The following is a 19,846-nucleotide window of genomic DNA, read 5'->3' as shown; positions in this document are numbered from 1 at the left end:
CACCCGACTATTTGCTGAGGAACCTGCATGAACAAGAAGTCCACCACGCTGCTGGTCGCGGCCTTGCTGCTCGGCCTGGGCCTGGGCGTGCTGCTGGCGCGCCAGGGCGGCCCGGTTGCCGCCGCCCCTGCATCCGCTCACGCCCATGCCGAAGGCGATCACGAGGAAGAAGAACATGGCGAATCGGAAAAAGCCGAAGAAGGTCACGAAGAAGAGGGCGCACTGACCCTCAGCCAGGAGCAGATCGACCTGGCCGGTATCGAACTGGCCACCGTTGGCCTGCGCCAACTGCAGCGCAGCCTGTCCCTGCCCGGCGAGATCCGTTTCGACGAAGACCGCACCGCGCACCTGGTACCGCGTGCTGGCGGGGTGGTCGAGTCAGTCGCCGTGGTGCTTGGCCAGCAGGTCAAGGCCGGCGACTTGCTGGCGGTCATCGCCAGCCCGCAGATCTCCGAGCAGCGCAGTGAACTGGCCGCCAGCCAGCGCCGCCTGGAACTCGCCCGCAGCAGCTACCAGCGCGAGAAGGACCTGTGGCAGGAGGGTATCTCCGCCGAGCAGGATTACCAGCAGGCCCGTCAGGTCCTGCAGGAGGCGGAAATCGCCCAGGCCAACGCCCGGCAGAAGATCAGCGCCCTGAGCGGCAGCGTGGTCCTGGCCGGCGGCAACCGTTACGAGCTGCGCGCACCCTTTGCCGGGCAGATCGTCGAGAAGCACCTGGTTCCGGGCGAGGTGGTCAACGAAACCAGCGCCGCCTTCACCCTCTCGGACCTGTCGCGGGTCTGGGCGACCTTCGGTGTGGCGCCCCGTGACCTGCCTAAAGTACGCGCCGGCATGCCGGTGACCATCGTCGCCAGTGAGCTGGGCGAGCAGGTCAGCGGAACGGTCACCCATGTGGGCAGCCTGCTCGGCGAGCAGACCCGTACCGCCGCTGTGCGGGTCACCCTCGACAACCCACGAGGCGCCTGGCGCCCCGGCCTGTTCGTCGCCGTGCAGGTGCCCACCGAGCAGTATTCCGCCGCCCTGAGCGTACCGGACCAGGCCCTGCAGACCCTGGAAGAGCAACCCACGGTGTTCGTGCGCACCACCGAAGGCTTCATCGCCCAGGCGGTTGAACCAGGCGCCAGTGCCAACGGCTTCGTCGAGATCCGCAAGGGCCTGCAGGCCGGCCAGCAAGTGGCGGCGCAGGGCAGCTTCATCCTCAAATCGGAGCTGGGCAAGGCCAGCGCCGAACACGCCCACTGACCGGGAACCTCACATGTTCGAACGCCTCATACAATTTGCCATCGAGCAGCGCCTGATGGTGCTGCTGGCAGTGCTGCTGATGGCCGGTCTGGGGGTTGCCAGCTATCAGAAGCTGCCGATCGATGCCGTGCCGGACATCACCAACGTCCAGGTGCAGATCAACACCCAGGCCGCGGGCTTTTCGCCGCTGGAAACCGAGCAACGCATCACCTTCGCCATCGAAACCGCGATGGCCGGCCTGCCGGGGCTGGAACAGACCCGTTCGCTGTCGCGTTCGGGGCTGTCGCAGGTGACGGTGATCTTCGAGGAGGGCACCGACCTGTTCTTCGCCCGGCAACTGGTCAACGAGCGCCTGCAGCAGGCGCGTGAACAATTGCCGGAAGGCGTTGAAGCGGCCATGGGCCCGATCTCGACCGGCCTTGGCGAGATCTTCCTGTGGACCGTCGAAGCTGCCGACGATGCGCGCAAGACCGATGGCAGCCCCTACACGCCGACCGACCTGCGCGAGATCCAGGACTGGATCATCAAGCCGCAACTGCGCAATGTGCGTGGGGTGGCGGAGATCAACACCATCGGTGGTTTCGCCAAGGAGTATCAGATTGCGCCAGACCCCAAACGGCTGGCGTCCTATAAGCTGACCCTGGGCGACCTGCTCACCGCTCTTGAGCGCAACAACGCCAACGTCGGTGCCGGCTACATCGAGCGTCGCGGCGAGCAGTTGTTGATTCGCGCACCGGGGCAACTGGCCGGCATCGATGACATCGCCAATATCGTCCTGGCCAACGTCGACGGCACGCCGATCCGTGTGCGCAACGTCGCCGAAGTTGGTATCGGGCGTGAACTGCGCAGCGGCGCGGCAACCGAAAACGGCCGCGAAGTGGTGTTGGGCACGGTGTTCATGCTGATCGGCGAGAACAGCCGCACGGTGTCCCAGGCGGTGGCGCAAAAGCTGGTGGAGATCAACCGCTCGCTGCCTGAAGGAGTGAGTGCGGTTACCGTCTACGACCGTACCAACCTGGTCGACAAGGCCATTGCCACGGTGAAGAAGAACCTGATCGAAGGCGCGATCCTGGTCATCGTCATTCTGTTCCTGTTCCTCGGCAACATTCGCGCAGCGCTGATTACCGCCATGGTCATTCCGCTGTCGATGCTGTTCACCTTCACCGGCATGTTCGGCAACAAGGTCAGTGCCAACCTGATGAGCCTGGGCGCGCTGGACTTCGGCATCATCGTCGATGGCGCGGTGGTGATTGTCGAAAATGCGATCAGGCGCCTGGCCCATGCCCAGCAGCATCACGGCCGCCTGTTGACCCGTTCCGAACGCCTGCACGAAGTGTTCAATGCCGCCCGCGAAGCACGCCGGCCGCTGATTTTCGGCCAGTTGATCATCATGGTGGTGTACCTGCCGATCTTTGCCCTGAGCGGGGTCGAGGGCAAGATGTTCCACCCGATGGCGTTTACCGTGGTGATCGCCTTGCTCGGTGCCATGCTGCTGTCGGTGACCTTCGTGCCAGCGGCCATTGCCCTGTTCGTGACCGGCAAGGTCAAGGAAGACGAGAACCTGTTGATGCGCAGCGCCAAGCGCGGCTATGCGCCGTTGCTCAAGTGGGTCATGGGCCATCGCCCGCTGGCGTTTTCACTCGCCGCGCTCACCGTGTTGCTCTCGGGCGTGCTGGCCAGCCGCATGGGTAGCGAGTTCGTGCCGAGCCTCAGCGAAGGCGACTTTGCCCTGCAGGCCCTGCGCGTGCCCGGCACCAGCCTGAGCCAGTCGGTACAGTTGCAGCAGCGCCTGGAGCAGAGCGTGCTCAGTCAGGTGCCGGAAGTAGAGCGCGTATTCGCCCGCACCGGTACCGCGGAGATCGCCTCGGACCCGATGCCGCCGAACATTTCCGACAGCTATGTAATGCTCAAACCACAAGACCAGTGGCCCGACCCGAGCAAGAGTCGCGAACAGCTGATTGCCGACATCCAGCGCGCCAGCGCGCGGGTGCCGGGTAGTAACTATGAACTGTCGCAGCCGATCCAGTTGCGCTTCAACGAGCTGATCTCCGGGGTGCGCAGTGATGTCGCGGTGAAGGTTTTCGGTGATGACATGGCCGTGCTCAACAGCACCGCGGCGAAGATCGCCAGTACCTTGCAGGCGGTGCCGGGGGCGTCGGAGGTGAAGGTCGAGCAGACCTCGGGGTTGCCGGTGCTGACCATTGACGTCGACCGCGACAAAGCGGCGCGCTATGGCCTCAATGTCGGTGACGTGCAGGACACCATTGCCGTGGCCGTGGGTGGTCGTCAGGCCGGTACCCTGTATGAGGGGGATCGGCGCTTCGACATGGTGGTGCGCCTGTCCGACACCCTGCGCACCGATATCGACGGCCTGTCGCAGTTGCTGATACCGGTGCCGGCCAGCAGCGGCAGCGGTGGCCAGATCGGCTTTATCACCCTTGCGGATGTGGCCAGCCTGGACTTAGTGCAGGGCCCCAACCAGGTCAGCCGCGAGGACGGCAAGCGCCTGGTGGTGGTCAGCGCCAACGTGCGCGGCCGGGATATCGGCTCGTTCGTTGACGAGGCGGCGGCGCGCATCGATAGCCAGGTGAGCATCCCGGCCGGTTACTGGACCCGCTGGGGCGGCCAGTTCGAGCAGTTGCAGTCGGCGGCGCAGCGTCTGCAGGTGGTGGTGCCGGTGGCCTTGCTGCTGGTCTTTGGCCTGTTGTTCATGATGTTCAACAACCTCAAGGACGGGCTGCTGGTGTTCACCGGTATTCCCTTCGCCCTAACCGGCGGGGTGGTGGCCCTGTGGCTAAGGGATATCCCCCTGTCGATCTCGGCAGGCGTGGGTTTTATTGCCTTGTCCGGGGTCGCGGTGCTCAACGGTCTGGTGATGATTGCCTTTATCCGCGGCCTGCGCGAGCAGGGTCGTTCGCTGAATCAGGCCATCGACGAAGGCGCACTGACGCGCTTGCGGCCCGTGCTGATGACCGCGCTGGTCGCCTCCCTGGGCTTTATCCCCATGGCCCTGGCCACCGGCACCGGCGCCGAAGTGCAGCGGCCGCTGGCCACCGTGGTGATTGGCGGCATTCTCTCGTCCACGGCGCTGACCCTGCTGGTATTGCCCGCGTTGTATTACTGGGCTCACCGCAAAGACGAGGAAGAGGTCGTATCCGAGGTGACGAAACTGTAATTCGCCGCTCATCTTCGGGTTATTCAGCCCTTGTCAGGATACCCATGGCGCCCGCATTGCGGGCGCCTTGCGTATCTCTGCCAATAATCAGGAGTTGAAGATGGGGAATAAAACCACAGCCTGTTTTACCGGGGCCCTGGCCCTGGCCAGTTGCGCTACCGCCAATGCCGTCAGCCAGCCCGAGGGTGGCGGCTTTGTCGAAGACAGCAGCCTGACGGTGCTCAGCCGTAACTTCTATTTCAACCGCGACTACCGTAAAGGCGAACAGTCGCCCACCGGCAAGGCCGGCTACGCCGAAGCCTGGGCCCAGGCCTTTATCGCCCGTTTCGAGTCGGGTTATACCGAGGGCACCGTGGGTTTTGGCCTGGATGCCCACGCCATGCTCGCCCTCAAGCTCGACAGCGGCGATGGCCGCAGCGGCGGGCGCAGTTCGTTCGACATGCTGCCGGTGGACCGCAATGGCAATACCGCCAGCAACTTCAGCAAGCTGGGCGGCGCGATCAAGGCGCGCCTGTTCGATACCGAGCTGAAGTTTGGTGACGTGTTCCCGACCACCCCGGTGGTGCACTTCGGCGACTCGCGCCTGTTGCCGGAAAGTTTCACCGGCTGGACCCTGGAGAACACCAGCCTGGCAGGCCTGAAAGTCCAGGGCGGGCGCTTGCACGCCATGAGCCAGCCGCTATCGAGCAACAACCGCGACGGCTTCGTGACCTTTTACGGCGGCCCCGTCGATTCGCCCTGGCTGGGCTATTTTGGCGGCGATTACCAGGCCAGCGACAACCTCAGCCTGAGCCTCTACAGCAGCCGTCTGAAGGACGCCTGGGATCAGTACTACGCCGGTGTCAGCTACAAGTACCCGATCACCGACGAGCTGACCGGCTTCACCAGCTTCAACTACTACAAGGCCAAGGATGAGGGCCAGCAATTGCTGGGCAAATTCGACAATGACATCTGGAGCGCCCGCGTCGGCGTGAGTTATGGCGCCCATACCCTGGCCCTGTCGCACCAGCGCAACCAGGGCGACAACGACTTTGACTACGTGCGCCAGTCCGACTCGATTTACCTCGACAACTCGATCCAGTACAGCGACTTCAACTCGCCGAAAGAACGCTCGTGGATGCTGCGCTACGACCTCGACATGACCGCTTATGGTGTGCCGGGCCTGTCGTTCATGAGCCGCTACGGGCGTGGTAGCGGCATCGATTATTCCGATGCCAATGGCGTGTACATGCGCCGCGATGCCGACGGCAACCCGCTGACCGGGCAGAAGCGCTGGGAGCGCGATATCGAGGCGAAGTACGTGGTGCAGTCCGGCAGCCTCAAGGATTTGTCGCTGCGCGTGCGTCAGGCCACGACCCGGGCCACGGCTTTCGAATCGGACCTGGATGAGGTGCGCCTGATTGTCGAGTACCCGCTGACCCTGCTGTAGGGCGAATCTTGCAGCACTGTAATGTCCGCCTCACCTTGGCGTTAGCTTGCCCTCCGTAAGATTGAACTGTCCTGAAATTCAATCACGAGGTGAGCAACATGAGCCTGAACAAGTATGTGCTGATGGCTGTATTGGCCCTGGGCAGTAGCGCGGCACTGGCCGAAGGCGGGGCGGAGCGTTCGAAGCAGTTCTGGGAAAACTTCCGCCTCAGCCAGGAACAGATTCACGGCAAGAAGGACCAGGCAGTGGCCAAGTCCGACGCGCAAAAACCTGACACGGCGAGCAGGCAGGTCGCCAAGGAGTAGCTCCATTCACCTTCGAAGCTCCCGCTCCAACGGAAAAGGTGAACTTTGGCGCCCTACACGGGCGCCTGTTTTACTTGCGCGCCACCAGCACGGCGCGCCGTGGTGCCGGCAGGCCTTCGATGGTGCGGCTGTGGTCGTCGGGGTCGAGGAAGTCGCTGAGCGACTGGTAGCGCATCCATTCGGTGCTGCGCTGTTCTTCGACGCTGGTGGTGCTGACGTCGACGCAACGCACATCGCTGAAACCGGCACGGCGCAACCAGCGCTCAAGGGCCGGCACCGACGGCAGGAACCAGACGTTACGCATTTGTGCGTAGCGATCTTCCGGCACCAGTACCTGATTTTCGTCGCCTTCGATCACCAGGGTTTCCAGCACCAGTTCACCGCCCTTGACCAGGCAGTCCTTGAGCGCCAGCAGGTGCTCGATGGGCGAGCGGCGATGGTAGAACACGCCCATGGAAAATACCGTGTCGAAGCCTTCGAGGTTGGCCGGCAGGTCTTCCAGGGCGAAGGGCAGGTGCCAGGCCGGTAGCTCCGGCAGGTAGCGCTGCACGGCCTGGAACTGGCAGAAGAACAGCCAGTTGGGGTCGACACCGATGACACTGTCGGCACCGGCACCAAGCATGCGCCACTGGTAGTAGCCGTTGCCGCAACCGACATCCAGTACCCGCTTGCCCTTGAGGTCCAGGTGCGGGGCAACCCGCGACCACTTCCAGTCCGAGCGCCACTCGGTATCGACATGCACGCCGAACAGATCGAACGGGCCCTTGCGCCACGGCGACAGGCCCATCAACGCCTGCTGCATGCGCGCACGGGAGTCGTCATCGCAGTCGCAATCCAGATTGAGGCCGTTTTGCAGGTCAATGCGCGTGGGCGTCAGCGCTGGCAGGGCATCCAGCGCAGCCTGCCAGCGTTCCAGGTCGCCATGACCCTTTTCCATCTTGGCGTCGAGTTGCGCTTGCAGGCCTTGTGCCCATTGCGCCAGGGGAGTGCCCGCCAAGCGGCGGACCAGGGGGGACAGATCAATCATGGCAGGGCAATCAACGAGGCAAAGTTAAGGCATTGGAACCAGGGTACGACTTTCGAGAATCCGGCCGCCAGCAGGCGTTCGCGGTGTTCTTCGAGGCTGTCGGGCTTCATCACGTTCTCGATGGCGCTGCGCTTCTGGGCGATTTCCAGTTCGCTGTAGCCATTGGCCCGCTTGAAGGCCACATGCAGGTCGGTGAGCAGCGCGTGTTCCTCATCGTCAACGAAACGCAGCTTCTCCGAGAGGATCAGCGCGCCGCCCGGCAGCAGCGACTGGCGGATGCGCGTGAGCAGTTCCAGACGCTGTTCGGGGGCAATGAACTGCAGGGTGAAGTTCATCGCCACCACCGAGGCCGGCTGGAATTGCAGGGCGAGGATATCGCCTTCGATCACCTCGACCGGCAGCAGCTCCTGGCACATCGAGTCCTGGGCGTTGAGGTACTGCCGGCAGCGCTCGACCATGGCCGCCGAGTTGTCGATGGCAATCACCCGGCAACCCTCGCTGCGCACATGCCGGCGCAGGGCCTGGGTCACGGCACCGAGCGAGCTGCCCAGGTCGTACAGGGCCGTGTCGGGCTGGGCGAACTGGGCGGCAAGCACGCCGAGGTTCTCGACGATGGTCGGGTAACCGGGGACCGAACGCTTGATCATGTCCGGGAACACCCGCACCACGTCTTCGTTGAAGACGAAGTCGGGCACCTGGCCAAGGGGCTGGGCGAATAGGCGGTCGGGTTCTTTGCTCACGGGGGCAATCCAGGCGTTGGGCGGTAAAGGGCCGGCATTTTAGCCAAACTGGCGGCAGGATGCATGGCCCGCTGACCAGCGCGGCCTACTTCACCGTGATTGCGCAGTCGAAGGTCTGCACCGGACGCACTTCCGGGGCCCAGGGCTGCTGGTAGACCAGCAGCAGATGGCCTTCGCCAGCGGCCTGGGCCTGGAAGCGCCACACCGATTGCCCGGCGCTGCCGACCACGCCGGCGTCTTCCGGGTGGCTGTAGACCTCGGGGCCGAGACTGCGCAGGATGCCGGTGGCTGGGTTTTGTACTAGCCAGCGATAACCGGTGCTGGGGTTGCTGGGCAGTGTCAGCGTGAGGTTCTGGCCCGTTTGCAGTTGCAGCGGGCAGTCGGCCTGTTTGTCCAGTTCGACGTTATGCACCGGTTTTTGTGCGCAGGCGGCAAGCAGGGCGAGGCTCAGGGGAACGAGCAGGCGGGCAGCAGTCATGAAAGCTCCGGATAGGCGACGATAGCGCAGCATAACCGAAGATGATCGCAGGGCAAGGGCCTGCATTGACTGTGGGAGCGGGCTTGACCCGCGATGAGGCCGGTACAGCCAGCACTCCAGGTGAAGCCTGAATTGCGCCCGCTGCGCGCCCGATCGCGGGGCAAGCCCGCTCCCACATCTATGGTCCGGGGTTAGAACAGCACCTTCGCCACATCACTGAAGCGCTTGGCAAAGTGCACGCTCAAACCCTCCTTGAGGTAATCCGGCAACTCTTCGAAATCACCCCGGTTGGCTTCCGGCAGGATCAGCTCGAAGATCTTCTGCCGCCGCGCCGCAATGACCTTCTCGCGCACCCCGCCGATCGGCAGGACCTTGCCGGTCAGGGTCAGTTCGCCGGTCATGGCCACGCCTTTCTTCGGTGCCTGGTCACGGGCCAGCGACAGCAATGCACTGGCCATGGTCACCCCGGCGCTGGGGCCGTCCTTGGGCGTGGCACCTTCCGGTACGTGCAGGTGAATGAAGGCCTCATTGAAGAAGCTCGGATCACCGCCGTATTGCTTGAGGTTGGCACTGACATAGCTGTAGGCGATTTCGGCGGACTCTTTCATCACCTCACCCAGCTGACCGGTCAGTTTGAAGCCGCGATTGAGGGTGTGGATGCGTGTCGCCTCGATCGGCAGGGTGGCGCCGCCCATGCTGGTCCAGGCAAGGCCGGTGATCACGCCCTTGCCGGAGAGCACCTGTTCGCTGCGAAACACTGGCATGCCCAGCGATGCTTCAAGGTCCTTGGGGCCGATCTTGATCTTTTTCTCGGGATCTTCGAGCAGTTGCACGACCGCCTTGCGTACCAGCTTGCCCAGCTGCTTTTCCAGCTGGCGCACACCGGCTTCGCGGGCATAACCTTCGATCACCGTGCGCAGGGCGCTGTCGCTGATGCTCAGGCTGGTCTTGGCCACACCGGCTTTGTGCAACTGCTTGGGCCACAGGTGGCGCTTGGCGATGGCCAGTTTTTCTTCAGTGATGTAGCCGGACAGGCGAATCACTTCCATACGGTCGAGCAACGGCCCGGGGATCGAGTCGAGGGTGTTGGCGGTGCACACGAACAGCACCTTGGACAGGTCCAGGCGCAGGTCCAGGTAGTGGTCGAGGAAGTCGACGTTCTGCTCGGGGTCGAGGGTTTCCAGCAGCGCCGAGGCAGGGTCGCCCTGGTAGCTCTGGCCCATCTTGTCGATCTCGTCGAGCATGATCACCGGGTTCATCACCTCGACATCCTTGAGTGCCTGCACCAGCTTGCCCGGCTGGGCGCCGATGTAGGTGCGGCGGTGGCCCTTGATCTCGGCCTCGTCGCGCATGCCGCCGACGCTGAAGCGGTAGAACGGCCGGCCCAGGGATTCGGCGATGGACTTGCCGATGCTGGTCTTGCCGACGCCCGGCGGGCCTACCAGCAGCACGATGGAGCCGCTGATCTCGCCTTTGTAGGCACCCACGGCGAGGAATTCGAGGATGCGTTCCTTGATGTCATCGAGGCCTGCGTGATGCTGGTCGAGCACTTTGCGCGCGTGCTTGAGGTCGAGCTTGTCCTTGCCGTAGACACCCCAGGGCAGGGCGGTGGCCCAGTCCAGGTAGTTGCGGGTGACGGCGTATTCCGGCGAACCGGTTTCGAGGATCGACAGCTTGCCCAGCTCCTCGTCGATGCGCTTTTTCGCGGCGGCGGGCAGGGTCTTGCCTTGCAGGCGCTGCTCGAACTGTTCGATGTCCGCGCTGCGGTCGTCCTTGGTCAGGCCCAGCTCCTGCTGGATGACCTTGAGCTGCTCCTTGAGGAAGAACTCGCGCTGGTGTTCGCCGATCTGCCGGTTCACCTCGGCAGAGATCTCGTTCTGCAGGTGCGCGACTTCGACCTCCTTGCGCAGCATCGGCAGGACTTTTTCCATGCGCTTGAGCATGGGCACGCAGTCGAGCACTTCCTGCAACTGGTTGCCGGTGGCCGAGGTCAGCGCGGCGGCAAAGTCGGTCAGGGGCGACGGATCGTTGGGGCTGAAGCGGTTGAGGTAGTTCTTCAGCTCTTCGCTGTACAGCGGGTTGAGCGGCAGCAGCTCCTTGATTGCATTGATCAGGGCCATGCCGTAGGCCTTGACCTCGTCGGTCGGCTCGCTCGGTTGATGCGGGTATTCGACCTCGACCAGGTACGGCGGGCGATGGTGCTTGAGCCAGGTACGGATGCGCACCCGGGTCAGACCCTGGGCGACGAACTGCAGTTTGCCGTTCTCGCGGCTGGCGTGGTGCACCTTGACCAGGGTGCCGTACAGCGGCAGGGCCGAGGTGTCGAAATGACGGTGGTCTTCTGGCGGCGTGTCCATGAAGAACAGGGCCAGGGAGTGATGTGGGGTCTTGGCTACCAGATCCAGGGTTTCGGCCCAGGGTTCTTCATTGACGATCACCGGCAATACTTGCGCGGGGAAGAACGGGCGGTTGTGGATCGGGATGATATAGACCTTGTCGGGTAACTGCTGGCCCGGCAAGGCGAGGTTATGGCCGCTGTGTTCGGAGGTTTCGAGATGTTCGACTTCGGCGTCTTCCTCGGGATGTTCCGGTAGATCCTGCTGATCGCTCATGGCGCACCTGCTCAATGACTATGGTGCTTAGATGGGGCGGGTGGAGGAAAGATTCAAGCTTCAAGCTTCAAGCTTCAAGCTTCAAGCTTCAAGCTACAAGCCGCAAGTGGGGAGCGCGGTGCTTGCAGCTTGAAGCTTGCAGCTAGCAGCTAAGGTCTACTCAGCCAATTTGTAAGCGATTACGTAATCACCCATCTTGGTGCCCAGCGAGCCGTGACCACCGGCGGTGACCAGCACGTACTGCTTGCCGTCCTTGCCGGTGTAGGTCATCGGCGTGGCCTGGCCACCGGCCGGCAGGCGCGATTTCCACAGCTCCTTGCCGGTGTTGGTGTCATAGGCACGCAGGTACTGGTCCAGGGTGCCGCTGAGGAAGCCCAGGCCGCCAGCGGTGACGATCGAGCCGCCCATGCTTGGCACGCCAATCGGCAGGCCGATCGGGATTGGCGAGCTGTCGCGGCTGGTGCCGTTCTTGTGCTTCCATACCACCTGGTTGGTGGTCAGGTCGATACCGGCCACGTAGCCCCAGGCTGGCGCCTGGCACGGTACGCCCAGTGGCGACATGAACGGGTGCATGATCACCGCGTACGGTGCGCCGGTGTTGGGTTGCACACCGCTGGTTTCGCTCTCGCGCTTGCTACCGGCGGCGACTTCGGCGCGCGGCACCATCTTCGAGACGAAAGCCATGTAGTTCGGGGTGGTGAACAGCAGTTGGCGAACCGGGTCGACCGAGACGCTGCCCCAGTTGAACACGCCGACGTTACCCGGATAGACCAGGCTGCCCTGCACCGACGGCGGGGTGTACTGGCCTTCGTAGCGCAGTTCGCGGAACTGGATGCGGCAGAGCATCTGGTCGAACGGGCTGGCGCCCCACATGGCCTGTTCGGTCAGGTCCGGGCCGAGCAGGTTGAGGTCCGAGCGGGCCTGGGTCGGCGCAGTACGGTCGCCTTCGACTGCACCTTGCGGTACCGGGATCTCGCGGATCGGCACGATCGGCGTACCGTCGCGACGGTCGAGCACGTACAGGCTGCCCTGTTTGGTCGGGGCGATCAGTGCAGGTTTCACGCCGTCGGCGGTTTTCAGGTCCAGCAGGGTTGGCTGGCTGCCGACGTCCATGTCCCACAGGTCGTGGTGGGTGAACTGGTAGTTCCAGCGTACCTTGCCGTTGGCCAGGTCCAGGGCGACGATGCCGGCGCTGTACTTCTCGGCGCCCGGGGTGCGGTCAGCGCCCCACTGGTCCGGGGTCTGGTTGCCCAGCGGCAGGAAGACCATGCCCAGTTTCTCGTCGACACTGGCCAGCGACCACATGTTCGCCGAGTTGCGGCTGTAGGTCTTGCCGGGTGCCAGCGGTGCGGTGTCGTCCGGGTTGTTGCTGTCCCAGTTCCACACCAGACGGCCGTCGTGCACGTCGTAGGCGCGGATCACGCCGGACGGCTCGTTGGTCGACTCGTTGTCGGTGACATGGCCGCCGATGATTACCAGTTCGCGGGTGATCGCTGCAGGCGAGGTGGAGTAGTAACCGCCAGCCGTGAACGGGCCGATGCCGGTGGTGAGGTCGATCACACCCTGGTTGCCGAAACCTTCACAGACCTTGCCGGTGTCGGCGTTCAGGGCGATCAGGCGGGCGTCGGCGGTCGGCAGGTAAAGGCGACGCGGGCAAGCGATGGCAACGGCCTGGCCGGCGTCGCTGATTTTCGGCGCCGGGCTGCCGTCGGCATTGACGTAGTTGTTCTCGTCGTAATACGACACGCCACGACAGGTCATGTGGGCGAAGCCCTTGAAGCCCACCGGGCTCTTGATCTGCGGGTCGAAACGCCAGATTTCGGCACCGGTGTCCGGGTCCAGGGCCAGCACTTTGCTGTGGGCGGTACAGGCATACAGCTTGCCGTTGGCCTTCAGCGGGGTGTTCTGGTTGGTCAGCTCGACCGGGTCGTTGTCGGTTGGCAGGTCACCCGTGCGGATGCGCCAGGCTTCCTGCAGCTTGTGCACGTTCTGCGGGGTGATCTGGCGCAGCGGCGAATAGCGGTCGCCGAATTCGGTGCGACCATAGGCCTGCCACTCGCCATCCGGCATCTGCGGTGCAGTGCTGCTCATCTCGGCGCTTTCGCGGCCCAGCTCGCCCTTGATTTCACCCGGGTGGGTGAACTGGCTGGCCACTGCAGTGGCGCCGGACAGCACCACGGCCAGGCTCAGCAGGCCGGTGTTGACCTTGGACGGGTTGCCCAGCAGCGGGCGGCGCGCCCACGGCAGCAGCAACACCGCACCCAGGGCGAACCACAGGGCCAGGCGCGGTACCAGTTGCCACCAGTCCAGGCCCACTTCCCACAATGCCCACAGGGTGCTGCCCAGCAGCACCAGGCCGTACAGGCCCAGGGCGTTGCGGCGCAGGGCCAGCAGCAGGATGCCGGACAGGGCGAAGCCGATGCCGGCGATCAGGTAATACAGCGAACCGCCCAGCTGGCTCAGTTTGATACCGCCAGCCAGCAGGGCCAGGCCCATCAGCAACAACAGCACACCGATCAGTCGCGGCAGCCAGCGGGTTCTACTCAAGGCACCATCAGTGCTCATCGTGTGTTCTCCGTTAGGTGAAAAGGGTGGTTAGAAACTGCTCTGGATCTTGATCCCGCCGATCAGTGCGTCATCGACCTGGCTCACGCCACCGGGATGGCGGATGTACTGCAGGTTCGGGCGCACGGTCAGCCAGTCGGCCAGGTGGATGCCGTAATACAGCTCGGCGCTGTACTCGGTGTCCTGGATCGGACGGAACAGGGGATCGTTGTAGTCGCTGACGCCGCGAGCCTGATTGATGGCCTGGGCGTTCTTGCGGTAGGCAGGGTTGACGTGCACGCGTGCCAGGGCGAAACCGATGTCGTCCTTGGCGCGGGCATCGAAGGGCCCCTTGTACACCACACCTGCCTGAACATAGTTGTCGATGGCATTGGTCTTCTTGTCGTGCAGCGTGGCGTTGGCGAATACGCTCAACCCTCGCGAGTGGTCTGATGCCAGCGACGTCACCTGTTGCTGGGCACCGAGCCAGAAGCCGTGCTTGCTCGAACTGCTGCGGTAAGCCTGGCCGCTCAATGCTGCCGGTTGTTCGTTGCTGTCCTTGTAGACATCGCTTGCCTTGGCATTACTGTAGTAGTAACCGGCGCGATATTCCCCTTTCAGGCCATTCACAGCCGGGCTCCAGACCAGTTCGACCGGAATCACCGCGCCCTGGGTACCGCTGCCGCTGAGCTTGAATCCGTTGCCGCGATCGAGGTTGGAGGGGTTCTGCTCATAGGCGCCGATTTGCGCGTACAGCTCTGGGGTCAGGTTGTACTTGACCCGCAGGGCCCACTGGCTGACCGGCCAGTTGTACCAGATGTCACCTACCCAGTTGCCCACCTGCGAGCCGCAGAACGCCAGGTTCTGGAAGTCGCAGGGGAAGCTGTTGAAGTCCTCGCCCTGACCGAAGCGGCCGAATTTCACATCCAGCGCGCCGTCGAAGTACTTCTGCTTGATCCACATCTGGGTCAGCCGCCAGGTCTGGCCGCGGCCCCAGACTTCCTGGGCCGAGGTAAAGCCACCGACGCGTGGGTCATTGATGCGGTCGTTACTGATGTTGTTGCCGTGCCGTTCGGTGACGGTCAGCTGGAACTCGGCATCGTGCCAGCCAAGGATCTTCTGCAGGTCCAGGTGGGTGCCGAGGGCGAACTGGTCGCTGTAGCGCGCGGTCTTGTCGTCGTCATAACCGCCATGCAGGTTGGCGCCCATCTCGCCGGTGTAACCGAGGGTGAAGTCGTAGCCGCGTTCAGCCAGCTCCGTGCGGGTACCGCCCCAATCGCCAAGCATCCATGGCGAGTCGCTGGCGAACATCGCCGCGGCCTGGGCGCAGGGCGCGAGGCTGGCGATGGCCAGACCCGAAAGCAGTGTCCGGGTGGCGGGGGAAAAGCGGAAACGATCAATCTGAGGCATGAGATAGCGCTATCTTTTGATTATTGAAAAAACGGCAAGGCCACCGAGTTCCGAGGATCATCGGCGATAAAGCTGCAGGGAAATAAACTGAAGCGGTTCAGCTTGCGGCGGGGAGGATATAGCTGAACTTGTAAGAAAAAAAGTCAATTCAACGAGAGGCACCGTTGCCGGATCGGTAACAGTCCGGCTGAGGCAGGTGACACTGATCCCTTGTGGGAGCCGGCTTTGCCGGCGATGCGGCCGACTCCCTCGGGATGGGTGTTGGCTTAGAAGGTGGTACGCAGGCCGACTTCGACACTACGCCCTGGTGCCGGGGCGATGTCGCGCAGGATCGAGCTTGAGTAGCGCACGGTCTGGTCGGTGAGGTTCTCGCCGCGAACAAAGGCCAGCCACTGGCTCTGGCCGATGTCGAAGCGGTAACCAACGCTGGCGCCGAGGGTGGTGTAGCCGTCGGTGCTGGTCTCGTTGGCCGGCTTTTTGTGCTGGGCACTGGCGTGTTGCACATCCACCCGTGCCTGCCAGCGGTCCAGTTCCCACAGCAGACCACTGTTCAGACGCAGCGGGGCGATGCGCGGCAGGTCTTCGCCAGTGTCGAGGTTCTTGGCCCGGGTGTAGTCGCCGGACAGTTCCAGAGCAAAGCTGCCGTAGCGGTTTTGCGCCAATTGCCAGCGATCCTGGGCCTCGATGCCGTAGAAGCGCGCGCGAACCCCGTGGTAGAGGTATTCAGGCACATCGCCGCCGTGGTCATGATCATGGTCGTGGTCGTGATCGTGCTCTTCATCGCCGTGACCATGGTCGTGGTCATGGCCTTCGCGCAGGTTGCCGCTGGCCAGCAGGCCGATGTAGTTGCGGAAATGACTGTAGAACACGCCGACGCTGCCCTTGTGCGTGCCATTGTCGAAGCGCAAGGCCAGGTCGCTGGAGATGGCTTTCTCCTTGCTCAGGTTCGGATCGCCGACCTCGTAGGTGCCGGTGGCGACGTGGGCGCCGTTGGCGTACAACTCATAGAAGGTCGGTGCGCGCTCGGTGTAGCCCAGGGTCGCGGCCAGGGACCAGACCGGGGTCAGCTCGTAGACCGCGCCGGACGACAGGCTGGCCGCGGTGAAGCTGCTCGAACGATCGGCCTCGGCAAAGCGCTCGCTGCCCTTGCTGTCGGGTTCGACCCGGGTGTGCTCCAGGCGCCCGCCCAGGCTCAGGTTCAGGCGTTCGGTGGCTTGCCACTGCTCGAGCATGAACAGCGCCAGGCTGTTGGTGTCGGTCTGCGGCACAAAGGCTTCTTCGCCGAGGGCGGAGAACTCGTTGCGGCTGACCTGGGCGCCAATCACCCCTTCGACCGGCCCCAGCGGCTGGTGCCGGGCTTCGACCCGCGCCTCGTAACCCTTGTTCTTGAAGGTGGTATGCACCTCGCCGCTTTCAACCTCGCGGTGCTGGTAGTCGGTGTAGCCAAGGTCGACCTTCACCGAGCTGAACGGGCCGTCGAGGTCGCGCAGTTCCGAGGCGAAGCCGTAATGATCCTGTTGCATGTCCAGGCGCACGCCCGGTTCGGCCACCGAGCCGTAGTTGGAGTCATAGCGGCTGTAGGAAAGGCCGGCATAGCCATGATCCCAATGGTAGGAACCACCCAGCGCGCCGCCATCCTGGCGACCGTCGCTGTTCTCCAGGCGGTGTTTGCTGCCCGGTTCGTCGGCGTCGCGCACTTTCGAGCTGCGGGCGTAGCCGGGAATGCGCAGGTCATTGAACTGGCGGCTGTTGGCGTCCAGGTGCAGGGCGAAGCGGCCGTCACCGGCCTCCAGCTTGCCGGCGCTGCTGCGGGTGGTGTCGGCACCGCCATAGCGCAGTTCGCCCGCCCCGTGAATGCCGTCGATGGGCGAGGTCGGGATGCGGTTGTCGAAGCTGTTGACCACCCCGCCGATGGCGTTGCCGCCGTAGAGCAATGCGGCCGGGCCGCGGACGATTTCGATGCGCTCGACGGTGGCCGGGTCCAGTGGCACGGCGTGGTCATAAGACAGCGAAGAGGCATCCAGGGCGCCGACACCGTTGCGCAGGATACGGATACGGTCGCCGTCCAGACCGCGGATCACCGGGCGGCTGGCACCGGGGCCGAACCAGGTCGAGGCGACGCCGGGCTGGTTGTTCAGGGTCTGGCCGAGGCTGCCTTTCTGTTGCAGGGCCAGGTTGTCGCCGTCGAGTACGGTGCTGGGCGCGGCCAGTTCGCTGTTGCCCAGCGGGTTGGCGGTGATCACCTGGGGTTGCAGCTCGACAGCCTGACTCAAGGGCGAGGCGAGCCAGAGCGCAGCGGCGAGGGGGGAGAGGCGCAGGGGTAAGTGACGCATGGAGGGAAGGGGTCCTTGGCAGTGTTATAGTATTGATACAATATAACATTACCATGAAAGATAAAACGCCCATGCGCTGGCTAGAGCCTTTGCCCACACTAGAATGTCTGTAAGCAGCACCTTGGATGCGAAAAGTCTGAAGACTTGCAGCCGTGCCTCGGCTAAGGTGCGCACCTTTCGTTGGCTGGAGCACAGGCATGACCGCCGCAAATCAAAACCCGCTGCATGGCGTGACCCTGGAGCAGATCCTTACCGCGCTGGTCGCGAAATACCAATGGGATGGCCTGGCTGAGCGCATCGATATCCGCTGCTTCAAGAGCGACCCGAGCATCAAGTCGAGCCTGACCTTCTTGCGCAAGACGCCCTGGGCCCGGGAAAAGGTCGAGCGCCTGTACCTGAAAATGCAACGCGGCCGCTGAGCCGGTGAGCCGGCGCAGACTGTTCATCGCCCTGGCCGCGTGCCTGGGCTGGAGCGCGCTGGCAATCCAGATGTACCTGCTGTTGTTGGCGCGCTGGCAGGAACAGGCCAGCCTGCTGGGTGGCCTGGTGAGCTTGTTCAGTTTCTTCACCGTGCTCAGCAACACTCTGGTCGCCGTAGTGCTCAGTCACGCGGCATTCGGCCGGGACTCGCCGCTGCGGCGCTTCTTTCTCGCGCCCTGGGTCAGTTCCGGGATTGCCGCGAGCATCATCCTCGTGGGCCTTGCCTACAGCTTGTTACTGCGTCACCTGTGGCACCCGCAAGGCTGGCAATGGCTGGCGGACGAGCTGCTGCACGATGTCATGCCGCTGCTGTTCGTGGCCTATTGGTGGTGCTGTGTAGAGAAGGGCAGCCTGCGCTTCAGGCATCTGCTGGCCTGGCTGCTGTATCCGGCGGGGTATTTTGCCTACGCGCTGCTGCGCGGGCATGTGCTGGGCGCCTATCCCTATCCGTTCATCGACGTGGCCGAACTGGGCTACGGCCAGGTGCTGCTCAATGCGCTGGCGATTCTCGGTGGATTCGTCGCTATCGGCCTGCTGTTGCTTGGCCTCGATCATTGGCAGGGCGGGCGCCTGGCCAAGGCCAGGACGCAACCCTGAGGTAGCCGTTTATTCGTCGTGTGGATCGAGGTGCCAGTAGGCGGCGGCCTTGATCAGGTCTTCCTTGACGCCCTTGTCATCAATCAGCAGGCGCTTGGTCTTACGCATCAGCGACTTTTCCAGGGCTACCCAGGTATACAGCTGACCGCTTGGCAGGGGCAGGTCCTTCACCACTTCCAGCAGATCCTGCTGCTGACGCTGTACCCAGATCACCTCGACCTGCGCAGCACTGGCCAGTGGCTGTTGTTCCTGGGCATCCTCGATCTCGATCACTGCCACCACCTTGCGGCCCGCGGGCAGTTCTTCCAGGCGCCGGGCGATGGCCGGGATCGCGGTTTCGTCACCGATCAGCAGGTAGCTGTCGAAGATGTCCGGCACCACCAGCGAGGCTCGCGGGCCGGCAATGTTGAGCACCTGGCCGACCTGCGCCTGGGCCGCCCATGTGGAGGCAGGGCCGTCGCCGTGCAGGACAAAGTCGATATCCATCTCGCCGCCCGCCAGGTCGATGCGCCGCGGGGTGTATTCGCGCATGGTCGGGCGCAGGCCGTCGCGGCTGAAATCGAGGTTGTCGAGCACCGCCTGTTCTTCTGCCGAGCAGGCGAACATCAGCTTGACGTGGTCGTCGCTGCCAACGCTGGCAAAGCCTTGCAGCTCTGGCCCGCCGAGGGTGATGCGGCGCATGCGTGGGGTCAGGTCGGTAACCCGCAGCACGTTCAGGCGGCGGTGTTTGATCTCGTGGTTGACGCGGTGAATGGTGGCGTTTTCGCTAACAGTCATTCGGGTTGCTCCGGTGAGGTCGCAGTGGGCCCTGCGACGATGGCTTTGGCGGTGTCATTGAGCAGGGTACGGACCCGCTCGATTTCCGCCGGGTTCCAGCGCCCGCTGTGCATCTGCAGGGCGTGGCGCAAGTTGTGTACGGCCTCGTGGATCTCTGCCGGGCGGTCGTGGCCGCGCAGCGAGCGCTTGCTGACTTCGATGCGCATGCGTACCCCGTCCAGGGCAATGGCCTGGTCGGCCAGGGACTTCTGCCCGGCCGGGGTAATGCCGTAGAGGCGCTTGCTGCCTTGGGTCTGGCCGCTGATCAGCTCGGCTTCTTCAAGGAAATTAAGGGTCGGGTAGATCACCCCGGGGCTGGGGCTGTAGCTGCCATCGAAGAGGCTTTCGATCTGGCGGATCAGGTCGTAGCCGTGGCAGGGCTGTTCGGCCAGCATCGACAACAGCAGCAGCTTCAGGTCGCCGGGGGCAAACACGCGGGGGCCGCGGTCGCCACGTTCACGGCCGTGACGACGTTCGAAGCCGTCATGCCGGTCGCCATGTTCGCGGTGGGGATGATGGTCACGCATGGGGGAATCTCCGTTTGCGTTAGATGTATCTTCAGATATTACTCAAGATATATCTTAAATCAAGCGTGAGAATAGGAATATTTCTCATGATGATCGTAGGAAGCGCTGAATTTGTGTAGGAATGCTTCAGG

15 protein-coding genes are annotated in these 19,846 nt (G+C 63.6%); 6 read left to right on the top strand and 9 right to left on the bottom strand.

Features of this window, described 5'->3' with window-relative positions; translation table 11 throughout:
• Positions 1–27 precede the first annotated feature (27 nt).
• The 4 genes from ABM562_RS24675 to ABM562_RS24660 all read left to right on the top strand — a co-directional run bounded on the left by ABM562_RS24675 (position 28) and on the right by ABM562_RS24660 (position 6,151).
• On the top strand, positions 28–1,242 hold the full coding sequence (locus ABM562_RS24675) for an efflux RND transporter periplasmic adaptor subunit (RefSeq protein WP_460423659.1): 1,215 nt from the start codon (positions 28–30) through the stop codon (positions 1,240–1,242).
• A gap of 13 nt (positions 1,243–1,255) precedes the next feature.
• Complete coding sequence (locus ABM562_RS24670) at positions 1,256–4,417, top strand: CusA/CzcA family heavy metal efflux RND transporter (protein WP_460423657.1); 3,162 nt, start codon at positions 1,256–1,258, stop codon at positions 4,415–4,417.
• Positions 4,418–4,517: 100 nt separating this feature from the next.
• Positions 4,518–5,846 (top strand): OprD family porin, encoded by a 1,329-nt coding sequence (locus tag ABM562_RS24665; RefSeq protein WP_115085579.1) that lies wholly within the window; start codon positions 4,518–4,520, stop codon positions 5,844–5,846.
• Positions 5,847–5,944: 98 nt separating this feature from the next.
• On the top strand, positions 5,945–6,151 hold the full coding sequence (locus tag ABM562_RS24660) for a hypothetical protein (RefSeq protein ID WP_115085580.1): 207 nt from the start codon (positions 5,945–5,947) through the stop codon (positions 6,149–6,151).
• Positions 6,152–6,221: 70 nt separating this feature from the next.
• Here the strand turns inward: ABM562_RS24660 and cmoB are convergent, their stop codons facing one another.
• From cmoB to ABM562_RS24625, 7 genes are all read right to left on the bottom strand, one after another.
• Positions 6,222–7,178, bottom strand: coding sequence for a tRNA 5-methoxyuridine(34)/uridine 5-oxyacetic acid(34) synthase CmoB (cmoB, locus tag ABM562_RS24655; protein WP_115085581.1), 957 nt, complete (start codon positions 7,176–7,178; stop codon positions 6,222–6,224).
• Positions 7,175–7,918: a carboxy-S-adenosyl-L-methionine synthase CmoA gene (cmoA, locus tag ABM562_RS24650; RefSeq protein ID WP_115085582.1), complete on the bottom strand. Its 744-nt coding sequence runs from the start codon at positions 7,916–7,918 to the stop codon at positions 7,175–7,177. The genes cmoB and cmoA overlap by 4 nt, the downstream gene beginning before the upstream one ends.
• A gap of 85 nt (positions 7,919–8,003) precedes the next feature.
• Complete coding sequence (locus ABM562_RS24645; RefSeq protein ID WP_115085583.1) at positions 8,004–8,396, bottom strand: protease inhibitor I42 family protein; 393 nt, start codon at positions 8,394–8,396, stop codon at positions 8,004–8,006.
• 191 nt (positions 8,397–8,587) lie between these two features.
• Complete coding sequence (gene lon / locus ABM562_RS24640) at positions 8,588–11,008, bottom strand: endopeptidase La (RefSeq protein WP_460423654.1); 2,421 nt, start codon at positions 11,006–11,008, stop codon at positions 8,588–8,590.
• 156 nt (positions 11,009–11,164) lie between these two features.
• The gene (locus ABM562_RS24635) at positions 11,165–13,573 is read right to left on the bottom strand and encodes a glucose/quinate/shikimate family membrane-bound PQQ-dependent dehydrogenase (protein WP_115085585.1); all 2,409 of its coding nucleotides are present in this window, start codon (positions 13,571–13,573) and stop codon (positions 11,165–11,167) included.
• 30 nt (positions 13,574–13,603) lie between these two features.
• Complete coding sequence (locus ABM562_RS24630) at positions 13,604–14,962, bottom strand: carbohydrate porin (protein WP_134061523.1); 1,359 nt, start codon at positions 14,960–14,962, stop codon at positions 13,604–13,606.
• Between the two features lie 266 nt (positions 14,963–15,228).
• Complete coding sequence (locus tag ABM562_RS24625) at positions 15,229–17,295, bottom strand: TonB-dependent receptor (protein WP_460423652.1); 2,067 nt, start codon at positions 17,293–17,295, stop codon at positions 15,229–15,231.
• A 197-nt stretch (positions 17,296–17,492) separates the two neighbouring features.
• Between ABM562_RS24625 and ABM562_RS24620 the strand changes: the two genes are divergently transcribed.
• Positions 17,493–17,714, top strand: a complete 222-nt coding sequence (locus tag ABM562_RS24620) for a VF530 family protein (protein ID WP_045197670.1) — start codon at positions 17,493–17,495, stop codon at positions 17,712–17,714.
• A gap of 4 nt (positions 17,715–17,718) precedes the next feature.
• The gene (locus tag ABM562_RS24615; protein ID WP_115085588.1) at positions 17,719–18,372 is read left to right on the top strand and encodes a Pr6Pr family membrane protein; all 654 of its coding nucleotides are present in this window, start codon (positions 17,719–17,721) and stop codon (positions 18,370–18,372) included.
• Between the two features lie 9 nt (positions 18,373–18,381).
• On the opposite strand, the gene ABM562_RS24610 is transcribed toward ABM562_RS24615, so the two are convergent.
• Together ABM562_RS24610 and ABM562_RS24605 are read right to left on the bottom strand one after the other, a co-directional pair.
• Entirely contained in the window at positions 18,382–19,149 is a 768-nt protein-coding gene (locus ABM562_RS24610) for a siderophore-interacting protein (RefSeq protein ID WP_115085589.1), read from the bottom strand.
• Positions 19,146–19,715 carry a PadR family transcriptional regulator gene (locus ABM562_RS24605; RefSeq protein ID WP_134061526.1) on the bottom strand — a complete coding sequence of 190 codons (570 nt, stop codon included), beginning with the start codon at positions 19,713–19,715 and terminating at the stop codon, positions 19,146–19,148. The genes ABM562_RS24610 and ABM562_RS24605 overlap by 4 nt, the downstream gene beginning before the upstream one ends.
• Between the last annotated feature and the right edge of the window lie 131 nt (positions 19,716–19,846).

This window comes from Pseudomonas sp. ZL2, assembly GCF_054788455.1.
This window is presented reverse-complemented; position numbering and strand designations above follow the sequence as displayed.

Bases quoted from the DNA above. Each gene is read 5' to 3' on its own strand.
- ABM562_RS24675 (WP_460423659.1), top strand. From the start codon at position 28: ATGAACAAGAAGTCCACCACGCTGCTGGTCGCGGCCTTGCTGCTCGGC.
- ABM562_RS24670 (WP_460423657.1), top strand. From the start codon at position 1,256: ATGTTCGAACGCCTCATACAATTTGCCATCGAGCAGCGCCTGATGGTG.
- ABM562_RS24665 (WP_115085579.1), top strand. From the start codon at position 4,518: ATGGGGAATAAAACCACAGCCTGTTTTACCGGGGCCCTGGCCCTGGCC.
- ABM562_RS24660 (WP_115085580.1), top strand. From the start codon at position 5,945: ATGAGCCTGAACAAGTATGTGCTGATGGCTGTATTGGCCCTGGGCAGT.
- cmoB (WP_115085581.1), bottom strand. From the start codon at position 7,178: ATGATTGATCTGTCCCCCCTGGTCCGCCGCTTGGCGGGCACTCCCCTG.
- ABM562_RS24645 (WP_115085583.1), bottom strand. From the start codon at position 8,396: ATGACTGCTGCCCGCCTGCTCGTTCCCCTGAGCCTCGCCCTGCTTGCC.
- lon (WP_460423654.1), bottom strand. From the start codon at position 11,008: ATGAGCGATCAGCAGGATCTACCGGAACATCCCGAGGAAGACGCCGAA.
- ABM562_RS24635 (WP_115085585.1), bottom strand. From the start codon at position 13,573: ATGAGCACTGATGGTGCCTTGAGTAGAACCCGCTGGCTGCCGCGACTG.
- ABM562_RS24630 (WP_134061523.1), bottom strand. From the start codon at position 14,962: ATGCCTCAGATTGATCGTTTCCGCTTTTCCCCCGCCACCCGGACACTG.
- ABM562_RS24625 (WP_460423652.1), bottom strand. From the start codon at position 17,295: ATGCGTCACTTACCCCTGCGCCTCTCCCCCCTCGCCGCTGCGCTCTGG.
- ABM562_RS24620 (WP_045197670.1), top strand. From the start codon at position 17,493: ATGACCGCCGCAAATCAAAACCCGCTGCATGGCGTGACCCTGGAGCAG.
- ABM562_RS24610 (WP_115085589.1), bottom strand. From the start codon at position 19,149: ATGACTGTTAGCGAAAACGCCACCATTCACCGCGTCAACCACGAGATC.
- ABM562_RS24605 (WP_134061526.1), bottom strand. From the start codon at position 19,715: ATGCGTGACCATCATCCCCACCGCGAACATGGCGACCGGCATGACGGC.